At 73.6% G+C, this 16,731-nt stretch carries 14 protein-coding genes; 9 read left to right on the forward strand and 5 right to left on the reverse strand.

What is annotated here, in order from left to right; genetic code table 11:
• Positions 1 to 8: 8 nt before the first annotated feature.
• The 3 genes from ABT014_RS16085 to ABT014_RS16095 form a co-directional block, all read right to left on the reverse strand.
• Complete coding sequence (locus ABT014_RS16085; RefSeq protein ID WP_350639374.1) at positions 9 to 2,444, reverse strand: endo-beta-N-acetylglucosaminidase; 2,436 nt, start codon at positions 2,442 to 2,444, stop codon at positions 9 to 11.
• Positions 2,445 to 2,566: 122 nt separating this feature from the next.
• On the reverse strand, positions 2,567 to 3,841 hold the full coding sequence (locus ABT014_RS16090; protein ID WP_350639375.1) for a glycoside hydrolase 5 family protein: 1,275 nt from the start codon (positions 3,839 to 3,841) through the stop codon (positions 2,567 to 2,569).
• A gap of 102 nt (positions 3,842 to 3,943) precedes the next feature.
• Complete coding sequence (locus ABT014_RS16095) at positions 3,944 to 4,984, reverse strand: LacI family DNA-binding transcriptional regulator (protein WP_350639376.1); 1,041 nt, start codon at positions 4,982 to 4,984, stop codon at positions 3,944 to 3,946.
• A gap of 406 nt (positions 4,985 to 5,390) precedes the next feature.
• Here ABT014_RS16095 and ABT014_RS16100 point away from each other — a divergent pair, with 406 nt between their 5' ends.
• The 3 genes from ABT014_RS16100 to ABT014_RS16110 all read left to right on the forward strand — a co-directional run bounded on the left by ABT014_RS16100 (position 5,391) and on the right by ABT014_RS16110 (position 8,494).
• Positions 5,391 to 6,671, forward strand: a complete 1,281-nt coding sequence (locus ABT014_RS16100) for an ABC transporter substrate-binding protein (RefSeq protein ID WP_350639377.1) — start codon at positions 5,391 to 5,393, stop codon at positions 6,669 to 6,671.
• Between the two features lie 69 nt (positions 6,672 to 6,740).
• Positions 6,741 to 7,637 (forward strand): carbohydrate ABC transporter permease, encoded by an 897-nt coding sequence (locus tag ABT014_RS16105; RefSeq protein WP_350639378.1) that lies wholly within the window; start codon positions 6,741 to 6,743, stop codon positions 7,635 to 7,637.
• Positions 7,637 to 8,494: a carbohydrate ABC transporter permease gene (locus ABT014_RS16110; protein ID WP_350639379.1), complete on the forward strand. Its 858-nt coding sequence runs from the start codon at positions 7,637 to 7,639 to the stop codon at positions 8,492 to 8,494. Before ABT014_RS16105 ends, ABT014_RS16110 begins: the two co-directional genes overlap by 1 nt.
• An 18-nt stretch (positions 8,495 to 8,512) precedes the next feature.
• Here the strand turns inward: ABT014_RS16110 and ABT014_RS16115 are convergent, their stop codons facing one another.
• Positions 8,513 to 9,301, reverse strand: a complete 789-nt coding sequence (locus ABT014_RS16115) for a metallophosphoesterase (RefSeq protein WP_350639380.1) — start codon at positions 9,299 to 9,301, stop codon at positions 8,513 to 8,515.
• A 355-nt stretch (positions 9,302 to 9,656) separates the two neighbouring features.
• Here ABT014_RS16115 and tdh point away from each other — a divergent pair, with 355 nt between their 5' ends.
• The 5 genes from tdh (at position 9,657) to ABT014_RS16140 (ending at position 15,065) form a co-directional block, all read left to right on the forward strand.
• Entirely contained in the window at positions 9,657 to 10,685 is a 1,029-nt protein-coding gene (tdh, locus tag ABT014_RS16120; RefSeq protein ID WP_350639381.1) for an L-threonine 3-dehydrogenase, read from the forward strand.
• 48 nt (positions 10,686 to 10,733) lie between these two features.
• A complete protein-coding gene (locus ABT014_RS16125; protein WP_350639382.1) occupies positions 10,734 to 11,921 on the forward strand; it encodes a glycine C-acetyltransferase in 1,188 nt (395 codons plus the stop codon).
• Positions 11,922 to 12,121: 200 nt separating this feature from the next.
• Entirely contained in the window at positions 12,122 to 12,427 is a 306-nt protein-coding gene (locus ABT014_RS16130; RefSeq protein ID WP_350639383.1) for a hypothetical protein, read from the forward strand.
• Entirely contained in the window at positions 12,424 to 14,034 is a 1,611-nt protein-coding gene (locus ABT014_RS16135; protein WP_350639384.1) for an alpha/beta hydrolase, read from the forward strand. The genes ABT014_RS16130 and ABT014_RS16135 overlap by 4 nt, the downstream gene beginning before the upstream one ends.
• A 113-nt stretch (positions 14,035 to 14,147) precedes the next feature.
• Entirely contained in the window at positions 14,148 to 15,065 is a 918-nt protein-coding gene (locus ABT014_RS16140; protein WP_350639385.1) for a LysR family transcriptional regulator, read from the forward strand.
• Positions 15,066 to 15,100: 35 nt separating this feature from the next.
• On the opposite strand, the gene ABT014_RS16145 is transcribed toward ABT014_RS16140, so the two are convergent.
• On the reverse strand, positions 15,101 to 15,385 hold the full coding sequence (locus ABT014_RS16145; RefSeq protein WP_350639386.1) for a DUF427 domain-containing protein: 285 nt from the start codon (positions 15,383 to 15,385) through the stop codon (positions 15,101 to 15,103).
• 210 nt (positions 15,386 to 15,595) lie between these two features.
• Between ABT014_RS16145 and ABT014_RS16150 the strand changes: the two genes are divergently transcribed.
• Complete coding sequence (locus ABT014_RS16150; RefSeq protein WP_350639500.1) at positions 15,596 to 16,495, forward strand: Gfo/Idh/MocA family protein; 900 nt, start codon at positions 15,596 to 15,598, stop codon at positions 16,493 to 16,495.
• Positions 16,496 to 16,731: the final 236 nt, after the last annotated feature.

Here is a 16,731-nt window from a genome sequence, read left to right on the forward strand (position 1 = left end):
GAGAAGGCCTAGGAGCCCCAGGCCTCGAACTCGTAGATGCGGGCGGCGGGATCGGTGGTCCGGGTCGGTTTGGTGATCACCAGCCGGACGTAGCGGGCGGTCACCGCGGCCGGGCTGGTGGTGGTGGCCGCGGTGTTCCCGGTGACGGTCGCGGCGGTGGTCCACGGGTCGGTGGTGGAGCTGCGGACCTGGACGGAGTAGTCGCGGGTGTTCCACGCGGCGCTCTCGCCGCCGGCCGCCGCGTGCTTCACCACGAACCGGGACAGCGTGCGGGCCGAACCGAGGTCGACCTCCAGCCACTTGGCGTCGGTCAGCGTGCACCACTTGTCGCCGTTGCCGCCGCCGACGCTGCCGTTGACGGCCTGCGCCGGGCCCTCCGTACCGTTGCACTGTCCGGAGGCGGTGGCGGGCCGCCCGAGCGCGAGGTTGCTCTCGGCGGGCGGGGTGCCGCCCCAGGTGACGGTGGTGCTCACCGGGGCCGAGCGGCCGTACTCGGTGGAGACGGTCTCGACGTCCAGCGTGGCCGTGCTCTCGGCGCCGACCCGGTCCAGCTGCGGTACGAAGTAGGCGTCGTCGGGCGTGGCGCCGAGGAAGGTCCGGGTGCCGTCCGGGTTGCGGCGGTAGACCTCGTAGTGGTGCACGGCGCCGCCGGTCGGTGCCGTCCAGGCCAGCCGCAGCGAGCGGCGGGTGGCGGAGACGTCGGTGCTGCCCAGCACGGTGAGTCCGGTGGGCGCCGCGGTGGTGTCCACCGAGCCGTCGTACACCGCGAGTTGGCCGATCCTGAGGTCGTAGGACGGGGACGAGCCGGAGACCTGGAGGCCCAGTTGGGCGATGGTGCGGCCGGCGTAGCCGGACAGGTCCAGCGTCCGGTGCTCCCAGCCGGTGCCGGTGGTGGCGCCGAGATCGAGGGTGGTGAAGGTGGTCGGGGCGTCGGTGAAGGAGACCGCGACCTTCGCGCCGGTCGCCCCGGCGGCCGGGGTCCTCAGCACCACGGAGAGCTTGGTGTCGGCGGCCACCGGCAGCCTGGTCTGGTACAGCCGCACGGTGTTGGTGGCGTCCAGCCGCCCGCTCAGGCGCAGCGCGGAGCCACCCTCGTACGCGTCGGTGAAGTCGATCGAGGGGCTGAGCTTCGTCCCGGTGGAGGACACCAGCCAGCGGTAGGTCGGCGGGACGTCCTGGAGCGAGAGGTTGTTCCAGCCGCCGGTGGCCACCCGGGTGCCGGCGGAGTTCCAGAAGTCGCCCTGGCCGGTGTCGAAGGAGGTGACGAACGGCTTGGCGGTGATCGGGGTGGACTCCGCGACGTACGAGGCCAGCCCCTTCCAGGCGCCGGAGGTGGTGGTGTCGGAGGGGTCGGCGTTGGCGCCGACCCAGTAGCGGGAGTCCTTCGCGTAGAAGTCGGCCCGGTCGGTGGCGGACTTCCAGGTCCACTCCGGGCGGTACAGGCCGAGCGAGGTGGTGTGCGGCTGGCCGGCCGGGAAGAGCGCCGACCAGTTCACCGAGGTGTTGTAGCCGTTCGCCTCGGTGTCGATGCCGGAGTACAGCTCGTACTCGCTGCGGCCGAGCGAACGGGCCAGCGTGCGTGAGGAGTTGAGGCCGCCGGAGGTCCAGCCGAAGTTCACGAACATGGAGTCCGACACCCGGGCCGGGTCCTGCAGGAAGGCGTCGTTGGCGGAGTCCAGCTGGTTCTGCCAGGCGACCGACCCGGATTCGGTCATCGCGTCGTACCACATGAAGTCGGTCGGGCCCTGGGCCTTGGCGTACTTGATCTCGTTGCGCAGCTCGGTGGCCAGCGCGGCGTCCCCGCCGTCGGTCTCCTGGTTGATGAACCATCCGTCGAAGCCGTAGTACTGCGCGGCCTGCACCAGCTTGTCGGCCACCGGGTAGCGGGCGCCCGACTTCTGCGCGAAGTCGCGCACCCACTGGAGCTTGCCGCCGTACGCGGTGGGTGGGAAGAAGACGGTGCCGTACACCTTGACGCCGTTGCGGTGGGCGGCGTCGATCACGGTGGGGTTGGGGGCGAGGATCAGCCCTTCGCCGGCCGAGCCGCCCCAGAAGACCAGCTTGTCGACGTACTGCCAGTAGCCGAAGGCGTAGTAGTCGGTGCCCGCGGAGCCCTGCGAGGGGTTGTTCGAGGTCGGCCCGAAGGAGACCAGCGAGGCGATCCGGCCCTCGCCCGCCCGGGCACCCGGGTTGGCCTTCAGCGCCGGGTCCGAGGTGCGGGGCCGGAGCGGCACCCGCGAGCGGTTGAAGCGGGCGTCCGGGTCGGTGGCCGGATCCCAGTTCAGGATCGTGTCGGGGTACCAGTACGAGGCGTAGGGCTGGTTGCCCGCGGCGGCGGCGGCCGCGGCCGGCCGGGGGCGAGGGGCATCGGCCGCGGCCGGTACGGCGCCGACGGCGGTGGCCGCTAACGCGGTGCCGAGCAGCAGGGTGAGTGGTCGTCGCATCCGTCTCTCCAGTCCAGCGATACGTGGGGGTGTGTCGGCCGGTCGTGCGGATGGTGCGGATGGTGCTGGCGGTACTCGTGGTGCTGGTCGCGCCGGCCGGGCCCGCGGCGGTCAGGCGGTGGTCAGGTGGCCGCGGGTTCGGGGGTCGTCGGGTGGGGGAGCACGGTGGCGATCCCGCGGGCGGCCAGGTAGGCGCGGTCGCCCGCGCGGTGGGCGGGCACGATGGCGAGCGGGCCGGCCTGGCGCAGCCGTACCCACGCGGTGTGGAACGCGCTGCCGGGGGCGACCTCGGCGCGGCGCTCGGGCTCGGTGCGCAGGTCGACCTCGCAGACGATCGCCGGCCGGGCCCGATCGACCGGTCGGCTCTTCCCCAACTCGGTGATCGAGGAGGCCAGTTGGTCGGCGAGCGGCTTGCGGCGGTGGTCCACGGTGAACAGTCCGAGGTCGTACTCCCGGTCCGGGAAGTCCACCAGCCGCCGGTCGATGTCGTGCGAGCACCACCAGGTGACGCCCCACAGCGCGGGGTTCGGCGCGACCTGCTCGATCATCAGACGGGCGAACCCGGCCGCCTCGGCCGCCGGGATGTCCGGCTGCGGCGCACCGACCTCCTGCAGCCAGACCGGCCGGCCCGGGTCGGCCGACCCGGCCGCGGCCAGCTCGACCAGGTAGTCGGCGTGCGAGGTGGTGGCCGGTCCGAGGGCGCGGCCGAGCGGGCGGTCGAGCGCCGAGACGCCGTTGAACACCCAGGAGTGCACGGTGGTGAGGTCGCCCAGTTCGACGGCGTCCACCGGGTGGAACGGGTGGTCGGGCTCGTACCAGGCCGCGTCGTACAGCGAGTAGAGGCTGAGCAGCTCCGGGGCGGCCGCCTTGGCGGTGGCGAGCAGCTCGGCGGCCCAGTCGGAGCAGGCGCCGGCGCTGGTCGGATTGGCCGGCCAGAGGTTGTTCACCTCGTTGCCCAGGGTCACCGCGAAGACGTTGGGCCGGGTGGCGACGGCCCGGCAGACCTGGTCCACGTACGCGGCCAGACCGCTGCGGACCAGCTCGTCGGTGAAGACGCTGCGCTGGTGCCAGGTGAGCACCCAGGACGGCAGGAAGTCGAAGCTGGAGAGGTGGCCCTGCAGCAGGTCGACCGCCACGCCGAGCTCGAACTCGGCTGCCACGTCGATGAGTTCCAGCAGGTCTTGGATGCCCTGGCGGCGGATCAGCGAGCGGTTCGGCTGGATCCAGGGCCAGATCGGGAAGACCCGGACGTGGTCCAGGCCCAGGCCGGCCAGGTCCTCGAAGTCGCGTCTGGCGGTGTCCGCGTCGAAGTCCAGCCAGCTGTACAGCCAGCCCGAGGAGGGGACGTAGTTGGCACCGAACCGGAGGCGGTCGGGGCCGGGATGCTGCGGGGTCACGCGCGACCTCCTGCTGCCGGTCGGGGCCCGGCGGGCCCCGGCGGTGCGCACGGCGCTGCGGCCGGCCGGGCCGGCTCCTTCGCCGTACGCTTCGGGGGGAGCCTAAACCGATTTAGTGGGCCTGCCAAGACCGGGTGGCGCGGTGCTCTCCCGGACCGTCAGCCGCGGGGTGGCGGTCCTGAGGTCCTGGGCCGTGGAGGGGTCGGCGATCGCGCCGAGCAGCGCGCCGGCGACCTGCTCGCCGAGCGCGAAGGTGTCCCGGGACAGCGCGGTGAGCGCGGGGTGCACGATCCTGGTCAGCACCGAGTCGTCGAAGGAGACCACGGACAGCTCGCCCGGCACCGGGACGCCCATCTCGGCCGCCACCCCGAGGCCGGCCACCGCCATCACGTCGCTGTCGTAGACGATCGCGGTCGGGCGCGGCGAGCGGGCCAGCAGCGCCCGGGTGGCGGCGGCGCCCTCGGCGTCGCTGAAGTCGGTGGGCACCGAGACCGCCTCGTCCAGGCCCAGCCGGCGGGAGGCGTCGCGCAGCGCGCGGATCCGGCGCTGGGTGTGCTGGAAGGCGGGCAGCCCGGCCAGGTGAGCGATCCGGCGGTGGCCGAGCGCGGCCAGGTAGTCGACGATCGACAGCATCGCCTCCCGGTCGTCGGCCCAGACCGCCGGCAGCCGCCCGTGCCGCCCCGGGCCGCCGAGCACCACGGTGGGAAGGTCGAGTTCCTCCAGCACCGCGATCCGCGGGTCGCGCATCTGCAGGTCGACCAGGATGAAGCCGTCCACCCGGTGCTCGGAGGCCCAGCGCCGGTAGACCTCCACCTCGGCGGCGGTGTCCTCGACCACCATCAGCTGGAGGGCGACCGCGTGCGCCGACAGCCCGGCCTGCAGCCCCGAGAGCAGCTGGGCGAAGAACGGTTCGACCCCGAGCGTGCGGGCCGGCCGGGCCAGCACCAGCCCGACCGCCCCGGCCCGGGCCCCGCCGAGCGCCCGGGCCGCGCTGTGCGGGCGCCAGTTCATCTCCTCGGCGACCCGCAGGATCCGCTCCCTGGTGCGGTCGCTGACCCCCGGCCGGCCGTTCAGGGCGAACGAGACGGCACCCTTGGACACCCCGGCCCGCTGGGCGATGTCGGCGATGGTCGGTCTGGACACGGACGGCGGCTCCTCTTCCCGTACGCACGGGCGCTGGTCACTGCTGGTCACTGCGGGATCGGTGCGGGGCGCCGGGCCGGGGGCGGCCGGGCCGGCGGGGGTAGGGCGAGGGTACGGCAGGGGCGGTCGGGACGGAGCGGTGGCGGGGCCCCGCCCAGGTGCGGGAGGAGGGTGGGGAGCGCGCGGACGGGGTGCGGGAGGAGCGCGGGGCCGGTGCGGCACCGGTGCCGGCGTCTTGACACCGCAGTCTAGCCCGGAGGATAGTCCCCAGTCGCTAGACCGGTTTAGTGAATCGCCGGGACGGACCCCGACACCTCGTCCCCCGGTGCGCACCCCTCGCTCCTTTCGAAGCTCCTCCGCAACCGACGGCGCACGCGCGTCCTGTCAGGGCAGACCGGGAGAACTCATGCGAAGGTACTGGACACGGCTGACCGTGGCGCTGGTCGCGACCGCCGCGCTGGCAGGCTGCGGGCTCGGCGGCAGCAAGGCCTCCGAAGACACCGGCGGAGCGGTCACCGGCGCCGTGAAGGGCAAGGTCTCGCTCCAGACCTGGGCCCTGAAACCGAAGTTCACCGACTACATGCAGGGCGTCATCGACGCCTTCGAGCAGAAGTACCCGGGCACCCAGGTCGACTGGCTCGACCAGCCCGGCGATGGCTACGCGGACAAGGTGCTCAGCCAGGCCGCCGGCGGCACCCTGCCGGACGTGGTCAACCTGCCGCCCGACTTCGCCCTCCCGCTGGTCGGCCGCAACCTGCTGCTTGACGTCGGGCAGGCCGACCCCGCGCTCACCGCCGACTACGTCGCCGGCGGCATCGACGCCTACCGCTTCCCCGGGCACACCGGCGCCTACGGCTACCCGTGGTACCTCAACACCGACGTCAACTACTGGAACGGCGACCTGCTCTCGCGCTACGGCCTCGACCCGAAGAAGCCGCCGACCACCCTGGACGAGCTGATCGCCCAGGCCGCGACGGTCAAGGAGAGGTCCGGCGGCCAGGTCTACCTGATGAGCCGCAAGCCCGGCCTCGGCGACTTCGCCAACGCCGGCGTCAAGATCATGGCCGTGGACGGCAAGAGCTTCACCTTCAACACGCCCGAGGCCGTCGCACTGCTCGACAAGTACCGGGACGCCTTCAAGCGGGGTCTGCTGCCGCAGGACGTGCTCACCGACAAGTACGCCGGGAACGCCAAGCTGTTCACCGCCGGCACCGTCGCCTGGACCACCGGCGGCGCCAACTACATCGGCTCGCTCGCCACCGACAACCCCACCCTGGCCCCGAAGGTCGTACCCTCCCCGGCGATGGGCACCCCGCCGCTGTACGTGCAGGGCCTGTCGGTCTCCGCCGCGAGCAAGAACCGCCCGGCCGCGGTGGCGCTCGCCCGCTGGGTGACCAACGCCGGCAACCAGGCCGCGTTCGCGCACCTGACCAGCATCTTCCCCTCCACCAAGGCCTCCGCGCAGGACCCGTTCTTCGCCCGCAGCGACGGCAGCAACGCCGGCGACGCCAAGGTCATCGCGTTCGCCTCGCTGGCCAAGGCCGCGATGCTCCAACCGGTCCAGGTCGACGGGGCGATGAGCGACATCGTCAACCAGCAGATCGCGCTCGCCGTCAGCGGCGGCGCCACCTCGCAGCAGGCCCTGGACACCGCCGTGGCGCGCTGCAACCAACTCCTCTCGCAGTAGGCCCCGGCCGGTGCGGGGCCGCCCGGGCGGCCGACCGGCACCGGCGGGAACCGGCGGAAAGGCGTCCCCATGCCCCGACCCCCGGCCGCCCGGCTCACCCACCGGCGCTGGTTCACCCCCTGGCTGCTGGTCGGCCCGGCGGTGCTCTGGCTCGCGGTCTTCAACCTGTGGCCCTCGCTCAACACCGTGATCCTGTCCTTCACCAACGCCCGGCCGCTCGGCGGCGGCACCTTCGTCGGGCTGGACAACTTCCACCGCGCCCTCGACGACGACCAGTTGGCCGACGCGCTGCTCAACAGCGTGGTGTACCTGCTGGTCTGCCTGCCGCTGCTGACCCTGCTGCCGCTGCTGCTCGCCGTCCTGGTGGAGAAGCGCCTGCCCGGCATCACGGTCTTCCGGACCGCCTTCTACACACCGGTGATCGCCTCCGCCGTGGTGGTCGCGCTGATCTGGGGCTGGGTGCTCGACGACCGCGGACTGGTCAACGGCCTCGCCCAGCAACTCGGCGCCGTGCAACGGCCGGTGCCTTTCCTCACCGACCGCTGGCTGCTGCTGCTCAGCGCGATCGGGCTGACGGTCTGGAAGGGCCTCGGCTACTACATGGTGATCTACCTGTCCGCGCTCGGGAACATCGGCCGCGAACTGCACGAGGCCGCCGCGGTCGACGGCGCCGGCGCGCTGCGCCGGCTCTGGCACGTCACGCTGCCGGGCGTGCGGAACACCATGCTGCTGGTCTCGGTGCTGATCTCGGTCTCCGCACTGCGGGTCTTCTCCGAGCTGTACGTGCTCTCCGACGGCACCGGCGGGCCCGGCGGGCGCGACATGTCGGTGGTGATGCTGATCCAGATGTACTCCCGCGGCTTCACCGGCCACCTCGGGTACGCCTCCGCGCTCAGCCTGCTGCTGTTCGCCGTCACGGTCGGGCCGATGCTCCTGCTGCTGCGGCTCAACCGGAAGGAGGCCTGATGCGGACCGGCCGCCCCGCCCGGGGCTTCAACACCACCTCGCCGGCCGAACGGGCGGCGCGCTACCTGCTGCTCGCCCTGGTGCTGCTGCTCACCGTCGGACCGTTCCTGTGGGAACTGTCCACCTCGCTCAAGGGCGCGGGCGAGGACGTCTACACCCGCACCCCGGACTTCCTGCCGCGCCACCCGACGCTCGCCAACTACGCCGAGGTCGCCCGTACCGTGCCGGTGTGGACCTACGCCGTCAACTCGCTGCTGGTGGCGGCGGTCACGGTGGCCGGCAACGCGATCGGCGCCACCTTCGCCGGCTTCGCGCTCGCCCGGCTGCGGTTCCGCGGCGGGCGGGCGGTGCTCGGGCTGCTGCTGGCCACGCTGGTGCTGCCGGGGGAGGTCACCATCGTCTCCCAGTACGTGACGGTGCGCAGCCTGGGTCTGGCGGACACCCTGCTCGGGGTGGCGCTGCCGGGGGCCATCGGCATGCTCAACGTCCTGCTGATGCGCACCGCCTTCCAGGCCGTACCGCCCGAACTCGACGCCGCCGCCCTGGTGGACGGGGCCAACGTGTGGCAGCGGCTGGTGCACGTCGGGCTGCCCAACGTGCGGGGCATGCTCAGCGTGGTGGTGATCTTCGCCTTCATCGGCGCCTGGGACGACTTCCTCTGGCCGCTGATCGTCCTCAACGACCCCGACCACTACACCCTCACCGTCGGCCTCCAGTACCTCAACGGCACCTTCAGCGCCAACCCCCGCCTGATCGCCGCCGGCACGATGATCGCCTTCCTGCCGATCGTCCTGGTCTTCGCGGCACTCCAGCGCTTCTTCTTCCGCGGCGTCGAACAGGGCGCGGTCAAGGGCTGACGGAGCCGCGCCGTCCGGTCACCCGAGGACCGGGCGGACGTGCGTGGTGATCCGGCCGTCCCCGTCCAGCACGTGGAAGGCGAGCGCAGGAGGGTGGTCCAGGTGGACGTGGTCCTCGGGGTGCTCGCGCTGCTCCCACGGCAGCCGGATGGTCGAGACCACCCCGGGCGCCACCAGCAGCGGCCGCCCGGCGAAGGTGGTGGCAGCGGCGGTGTGCGCGTGGCCGGCGAGGAAGCCGGCGATCCGCGGGTGACGCTCCACCAGCGCGGCCAACCGCTCCTCGCCGAACTGCCGGATGCCGTCCACGTACGGGGCGTGCAGCGGGACCGGTGGGTGGTGGAAGCCGACCAGCACCGGTGTGCCGTCCGGTGTGTCGGTGATGACGCGGGAGAGCCAGTCGAGGGTGTCGTCCTCCAGCAGACCGTGGTCCTCGCCGGGCACCGAGGAGTCGCACAGCGCGACGGTGAACCCCTCGCCCCGGAGCACCTGGTTGACCGGCCCCTGGTCGACCGGAGCCTGGTCGACGAGAGCCGCCGACGGGCCCGGCTCGCCCAGGAAGTGGCGGCGGAAGGCGGCCCGGTCGTCGTGGTTGCCGGGGCAGACCAGCAGCGGGTGGCGCGATTGCAGCAGCTCGCGCGCCTGCTCGTACTCGGCCGGCAACCCGTGGTCCGCGATGTCGCCGGTGACCAGGACCGCCGCCAGGTCGTACGGCAGGCCCTCGAGGTGGGCGAGCACGGCGCGGGTGCGCTCGGCGCTGCGCGGGCCGAGGTCGAGGTGGACGTCGCTGAGGTGGGCGATCACGATCACCGGTGGGGTTCCTCCGTGGGGCGGGGCCGCCGTGCGGCCGGCTGCGAGCTGTCGGGTACGAACCTACGAGGCCCGGGGGTCGGTGGGAAGATCCCGGCCGGCTGCCCGCCGGCGTGGGCCGAACGGGTGGAGATGGGGGTGTGGGCTGCGGGGGCGGGGTGCTGCTCGGGGACGATCGTGAAGCCCTGCTGTGGCCGCCGTTAAGAATTCCTCGATGGACCGCACCCCCGCCGACCAGGCAGATTGCTCGTGTCCGGTCGGGCGCGCGGCTCCGTCGGAGTGCGGGCGGTGAGGCCGGGCGGTTTCGGCCTGTCGACACCAGGCCACGTCCCCGCGTGCGTCAGGAGCTCACCCCGTGAAGGCACTCGTCAAGCAGAAGGCCGAGCCCGGGCTCTGGCTGATGGACGTCCCCGAGCCCGAGATCGGCCCCGGCGACGTGCTGATCAAGGTGCTGCGCACCGGCATCTGCGGCACCGACCTGCACATCCGCAAGTGGGACGGCTGGGCGCAGAACACCATCAAGACCCCCCTGGTCCTCGGCCACGAGTTCGTCGGCGAGGTCGCCGCGATCGGCTCCGCCGTCGCCGACATCAACGTCGGCGACCTGGTCTCCGGAGAGGGCCACCTGGTCTGCGGCAAGTGCCGCAACTGCCTGGCGGGCCGCCGCCACCTGTGCCGCAACACGGTCGGCCTGGGCGTCAACCGCAACGGCGCGTTCGCCGAGTACGTGGCGCTGCCCGCCTCCAACGTCTGGGTGCACCGGGTCCCGGTCGACCTGGACGTCGCCGCGATCTTCGACCCGTTCGGCAACGCCGTGCACACCGCGCTGTCCTTCCCGCTGGTCGGCGAGGACGTGCTGGTCACCGGCGCCGGCCCGATCGGCATCATGGCCGCCGCCGTCGCCAAGCACGCCGGCGCCCGGAACGTGATGATCACCGACGTCTCCCCGTACCGGCTGGACCTCGCCCGCGAGGTCGGCGTCACGCTCGCGCTGAACGTCGCCGAGCACACCATCGAGGAGGGCCAGCAGAAGCTGGGCCTGCGCGAGGGCTTCGACGTCGGCCTGGAGATGTCCGGCCGCCCCGAGGCGATGCAGTCGATGATCGCCAACATGACCCACGGCGGCAAGATCGCCATGCTCGGCCTGCCCGCCGACGACTTCCCGGTGGACTGGGCCCGGATCGTCACCTCGATGATCACCATCAAGGGCATCTACGGCCGCGAGATGTTCGAGACCTGGTACGCGATGTCCGTCCTGCTGGAGGGCGGCCTCGACCTCACCCCGGTGATCACCGGCCGCTACCCCGCCTCGGAGTTCGGCGCCGCCTTCGACGAGGCCGCCGGCGGCAACTGCGGCAAGGTCATCCTCGACTGGACCGCCTGAGACCGGACCGTCCGACCCGCTGACCCCTGACAAGCCCTAGGAGCCACTGTGTTCGACAACGTCCGCGACGACCTCGCCGCCACCGTCGAGGAGATCCGCGAGGCCGGCCTGTTCAAGCCCGAGCGCGTGATCGGCACCCCGCAGAACGCCGCGGTCGCCGTCACCGGCCGCTCGGAGCAGGTGCTGAACTTCTGCGCCAACAACTACCTCGGCCTGGCCGACCACCCCGCCGTGGTCGCCGCCGCCAAGGACGCCCTGGACCGCTGGGGCTACGGCATGGCCTCGGTCCGCTTCATCTGCGGCACCCAGGACGTGCACAAGGAGCTCGAGGAGCGGCTCTCCGCCTTCCTCGGCCAGGAGGACACCATCCTCTACTCCTCCTGCTTCGACGCCAACGGCGGCGTCTTCGAGACCCTGCTGGACGAGCGCGACGCCGTCATCTCCGACGCGCTCAACCACGCCAGCATCATCGACGGCATCCGGCTCTCCAAGGCCCGCCGGCACCGCTACGCCAACCGCGACCTGGCCGACCTGGAGCAGCAGCTCAAGGACACCCAGGACGCCCGGCGCCGCCTGATCGTCACCGACGGCGTGTTCTCGATGGACGGCTACATCGCCCCGCTGCGCGAGATCTGCGACCTGGCCGACCGCTACGACGCCATGGTGATGGTCGACGACTCGCACGCCGTCGGCTTCGTCGGCCCGACCGGCCGCGGCACCCCCGAACTGCACGGCGTGATGGACCGGGTGGACATCATCACCGGCACCCTGGGCAAGGCGCTCGGCGGCGCCTCCGGCGGCTACGTCGCCGCCCGCCGCGAGATCGTCGCGCTGCTGCGCCAGCGTTCGCGCCCGTACCTGTTCTCCAACTCGCTGGCCCCGGTGATCGCTTCGGCCTCGCTCACGGTGCTCGACCTGCTGGAGAAGTCCGGCGACCTGCGCGAGCGGCTGGCCGCCAACACGGCGCTGTTCCGGTCGAGGATGACCGAGGCCGGCTTCGAGATCCTGCCGGGCGAGCACGCCATCGCCCCGGTGATGATCGGCGACGCGGCCAAGGCCGGCCGGCTTGCCGAACTGCTGCTGGAGCGCGGCGTGTACGTGATCGGGTTCTCCTACCCGGTGGTGCCGCACGGCGCCGCCCGGATCCGGGTCCAGCTCTCGGCCGCGCACTCCACCGAGGACGTCGAGCGTGCCGTGGCGGCCTTCGTGGACGCCCGCGCCGCCCTCGGCGAGTGACCCTGAGCCGTACCTGAGCACCGCGGGGCCGACCCCCCGCCCGCCCCGCCCGACGGCCGGCCCGGACCACCCGGTGCCGGCCGTCGGCCGTACGTCCCCGCCGTGCGCCCGGCCCGCTCCCGATCGGGTCATCGCACGAACACGCAGCGTGACCGATCCGTGTAAGGTTGGCTCCCGAACCGAGCTGCGGGAGTGGTGAGTTGGACGGGATCAAGGTCGACCCGGGGGAGCTGCGGGCCTCCGCCGGCGTGGCCCGGGCGCTCGGGGCGGAGCTGGACGGCCCGGTCGGGGTGGCGCTCGGCGCCAGCGCCGCGGGCGCCGGCCGGCTCGCCGGCTGGGCGGTGGCGCAGGGCCTCGGGCGGCTGGCGGACGGCTGGGCCGCCCCGCTCGCCGCCGTCCGCGACCGCCTCGCCGACACCGCCGCCAACCTGGAGGCCAACGCCGAGGGTTACCTCCGGACCGACCGGGCGATCGCCGACGCCTGGAAGGCCCCGGTGGCCCGGTGAGCCCCGCCGGCCCGGTGGACGGCGTGCACGCGCTGCTGCTCGGCCTGGACCCGGCCGACCTGCGCTCGGCGGCGAACGGCTGGCGCACCCTGGCCCAGGCCGTCGACGAGGCCGGTGCCCGGCACCGCACGGCGGTCAACGGCCCGCTGCGGCACGGCTGGCAGGGCGCCGACGCGGACGCCGCGTTCCGCACCATGGAGCGCACCGAACTCCTGCTGGACGTGGTCCGGGTGGAGGCCGAGGCGGCCGCGCTCACCCTGGACACCGTCGCGGAGCGGATGTACCAGGCGCAGACCAACCTGGTGAACGCGGTGCGCCGGGCCGAGGACGGCGGCCTGCCGGTCTCCGCCGACGGCCGGGTGGGGCCGCCCGCCGAACCGCCGGCGCTCCCGGCCGAGTACGCCGAACTCCAGGCCCGATCGGCCGAGTTGCAGGCCCGGATCGACGCCGCGCACCGAGCCGCGCTGGACGCCAGCGAGCAGGGCGACCGGGCCCTCGCCCGGCTGGACGCGGACATCCTCACCGCACCCCGGCCGTTCGGCCCCGCCGCCGAGACCGCCACCGACGCCGCCGCCGTGGTGCGCGAACTCGGCCTGGTCGAAACCGCATTGCCGGACGGCACCGACCCGGCGGCCACCGCCGCCTGGTGGGCGCACCTCACCCCCGAGCAGCGGCGCAGCCGGCTGGCGCTGCAGCCGGCCGAGCTCGGCCGGCTGGACGGGCTGCCCGCCGCCGACCGCGACCGGGCCAACAGGCTGGTCCTGGACCAGCGGCTGGACGCGCTCCAGCAGGGCGGCCCCGGCACCTTCGGGCTGACCGACGCGGCGTACAACGAGCGGGTGGCCGCCCTCAAGGCGATCAAGCTCAAGCTGGACCAGGGCGACGGCGACCCGCCGCCGCACCGGCTGTTCCTGCTCGGCCTCGACCCCGAGGGCGACGGCCGGGCCGTGGTCGCCACCGGCGATCCGGACCGGGCCCGGCACACCGCCGTGTTCGTCCCCGGCACCGGCACCGTGCTGGCGGGGGTACCGGGCCAGATCGACCACATCCGCCGCCTTCAGGGCGCCGCCGAGGCGACCGCACCCGGCGAACCGGTCGCGGTGGTCTCCTGGCTCGGCTACGACGCCCCCGAATGGGGCAACGGCAGCGTCGCCGGCACCGGCCGCGGCGACGCGGCGGCCGAACCGCTGCGCCGCTTCACCGCGGGGCTGGCCGCCGCGCGGGGTGGGGCACCCGGCCACACCACGGTGATCGGCCACAGCTACGGCTGCTACGCGGTCGGCGCCGCGGCGCGGGGCGGCGGCGGGCTGCACGCGGACGAGATCGTCGCGCTGGCCGCGCCGGGGTTGGGGGTGGACCGGGCCTCGGGCCTCCAGGCCGACCCCGCGCACGTCTGGGTGGGCACCGCCCGCGACGACGGCATCCAGGCGGTCGCGGGGACGGTGTTCGGCGCCGAGCCGCAGTCCCGCCCGTTCGGGGCCCGGCGGATCGAGGTCGACACCAGCGGGCACAGCGGCTACTGGGAGCCCGGCAGCGAGAGCCTGCGCAACCAGGGCCGGATCATCACCGGCCGCCCCCCGACCACCGTCCCCGACCTGCCCCGCTGACCTGCCCCGCTGACCCCGCCGCCCAGGCGCCCGCCCGGCCCCCGTACGGCGCCCCCCGGCCCCCGCAGGACTCCCCGCCCCGCCGGCACCCCGCACGCTGGCACAATGGCCGGGTGATCGACGCACGACGGCTGCGGACCCTGCGGGCCGTGGCCGACCACCGGACCGTGACGGCCGCCGCGGCCGCGCTCTACCTGACCCCCTCCGCCGTCTCGCAGCAGCTGGCGGCGCTGGAGCAGGAGACCGGCCACCACCTGCTCGCCCGCGACGGCCGGGGCGTCCGGCTGACGGCGGCCGGCGAGATCCTGCTGACCCACGCGGACGCGGTGCTGGCCCAGCTGGAGCGGGCCGAGGCGGACCTCGCGGCGTACCGGGACGGCGCGGCGGGCGAGGTCACGGTGGCGGCCTTCGCGACCGGGATCGCGCTGGTGCTGGCCCCCGCGATCGCCGGCCTGGCCCGCTCCGCGCCCGGGGTGCGGCTCAAGGTGCTGGACGCGGAGGGCGACGCCAGCCTGCCGATGCTGCTGGACGGCGGTGCCGACATCGCGGTCGCCGTCGAGTACCGGGGCGCGCCGCGCGCCGACGACCAGCGGCTGACCCGGGTGCCGCTGTACGCGGAGCCGTTCGAGGCGGTGCTGCCGCTCGGGCACCCGCTGGCCGCCGGGGGCGGCCCGGTCGCCGTGGCCGATCTGGCGGCCGAGCCGTGGATCGGCCCCTACCCGGGCAACCCCTGCCACGACGTGGTGCTGCTGGCCTGCGAGTACGCGGGTTTCCAGCCCCGGCTGGTGCACTCCTCGGACGACTTCCGGGCGGTGCTGGCGCTGGCCTCGGCGGGGGCCGGGGTAGCGCTGGTGCCGCGTTCGGCGCTGCGCGACACCGACCTGTCCCGGGTCGCGGTCCGCCCGGTGGACAGTGCCCTCGCCACCCGCAAGGTGTTCGCCGCCGTCCGCAGCGGGGCGGAGCGGCACCCGCTGATCCGGCCGGTGCTCGCCGCGCTCACCGAGGCCGCGGGCGAGCTGGCGGAGCACTGACCCGCGGCCCCGGGCCCCTGGGGTGTTCCGCGCGCTCAGTGGGTGATCTGCACGCCCCGCCAGAAGGCCACCATCCCCGTCAGGTGCGCCGCCTCCGGCTTCGGATCGGCGTAGTACCAGGCGGCGTCCGGGTTCTCGGCTCCGTCCACCCGCACCGTGTAGTACGAGGCGTCGCCCTTCCAGGGGCAGCGCGTGGTGGTGGCGGACGGGCCGAGGAACTCGGCGCGCACCGAGTCGGCGGGGAAGTAGTGGTTGCCCTCCACCAGCACGGTGCGATCGCTGTCCGCGAGGATCCGGCCGTTCCAACGAGCAGTAGTCATGCGCACATTGTGCCCGCCCGCGCGCCGCGCGTCCGCAACCGCCCGCGGCCGACCGGCCAAGTCCGGCCAGGGTGGTGCGTTCTGACTGCTCAGGGATGGTTCTGGCATATGCTGCCGGATGGTCGGGTCCGGTGACCGGCGCGGCCGTCCGCCCACCCTCACCAGGAGCACCCGATGAGCGACCGCCACCCCGACCTCGACAGCGCCGCCCTGCCGGTGGGGGTGATCGGGCTCGGTGACATCGCGCAGAAGGCCTACCTCCCGGTGCTCGCCACCCAGCCCGGTCTCGACCTGCGGCTGATGACCCGCGACCGGGCCAAGCTCGACCGGATCGGTGACGCCTACCGCCTGCCGCAGCGCTTCACCGATCTCGGCGAGCTGATCGACAGCGGCATCCGGGCCGCGTTCGTGCACGCCGCCACCGACCAGCACGTGACGATCGTCGAGCGGCTGCTCACCGCCGGTGTCGACGTCTACGTGGACAAGCCGCTGGACTACCACCTGGAGGGCTCCCGCCGGCTGGTCGAGCTGGCCGAGCTGACCGGCCGCTCGCTGCTGGTCGGCTTCAACCGCCGGCACGCGCCCGGCTACCTGCTGGCGGCCGAGCGCCCGCGCGACCTGATCGTGCTGCAGAAGCACCGCGAGGGCCTGCCGGAGGCCGTGCGCAGCGTCGTGCTGGACGACTTCATCCACGTGGTGGACACCCTGCGCTTCCTGGTGCCGGGCGAGATCGAGCACGTCGACGTCCGCTCCCGGACCAGGGGCGGCCTGCTGGAGCACCTGGTGCTCACGCTGGCCGGCGACGGCTTCACCGCGCTCGGCATCATGAACCGGGTCAGCGGCTCCACCGAGGAGGTGCTGGAGGTGTCGGGCGGTGACGCCAAGCGGGTGGTGGTCAACCTGTCCGAGGTGATCGACCACAAGGGCCAGCCCAGCATCCGCCGCCGCGGCGACTGGGTGCCGGTGGCCCGCCAGCGCGGCATCGAGCAGATCGTGACCACCTTCCTGGACGCCGTGCGGGCCGGCAAGACGCTCTCGGCCCGGGACGCGCTGCGCACCCACGAGCTGTGCGAATCGATCGTGGAGCGCGTCAACGCACAGGCGGGCTGACCTCTTTCGGGCGTAGCCTCGGAGCAAGGAATCCGTCCCCGAGCGCGGTCCGTCCGGGCGGGCGCCGGCACACCCGCCGGGCCCCCGCCGGGCGGTGGTGGGCCATGCTTGAACCCAGGCAGCAGCTGGCGAACGGGCTCCCGCGGGCGGTTCCCGCCCCGGTGGGAGCGACGGCCTCGGGCGCCCGCCCGCGAAAGGTTCGCCTCCTGATTGTTTCCTGGGCGTGGCGAGAAGCT

It is taken from the genome of Kitasatospora sp. NPDC094015 (genome assembly GCF_040304075.1).
GTDB lineage: Bacteria > Actinomycetota > Actinomycetes > Streptomycetales > Streptomycetaceae > Kitasatospora.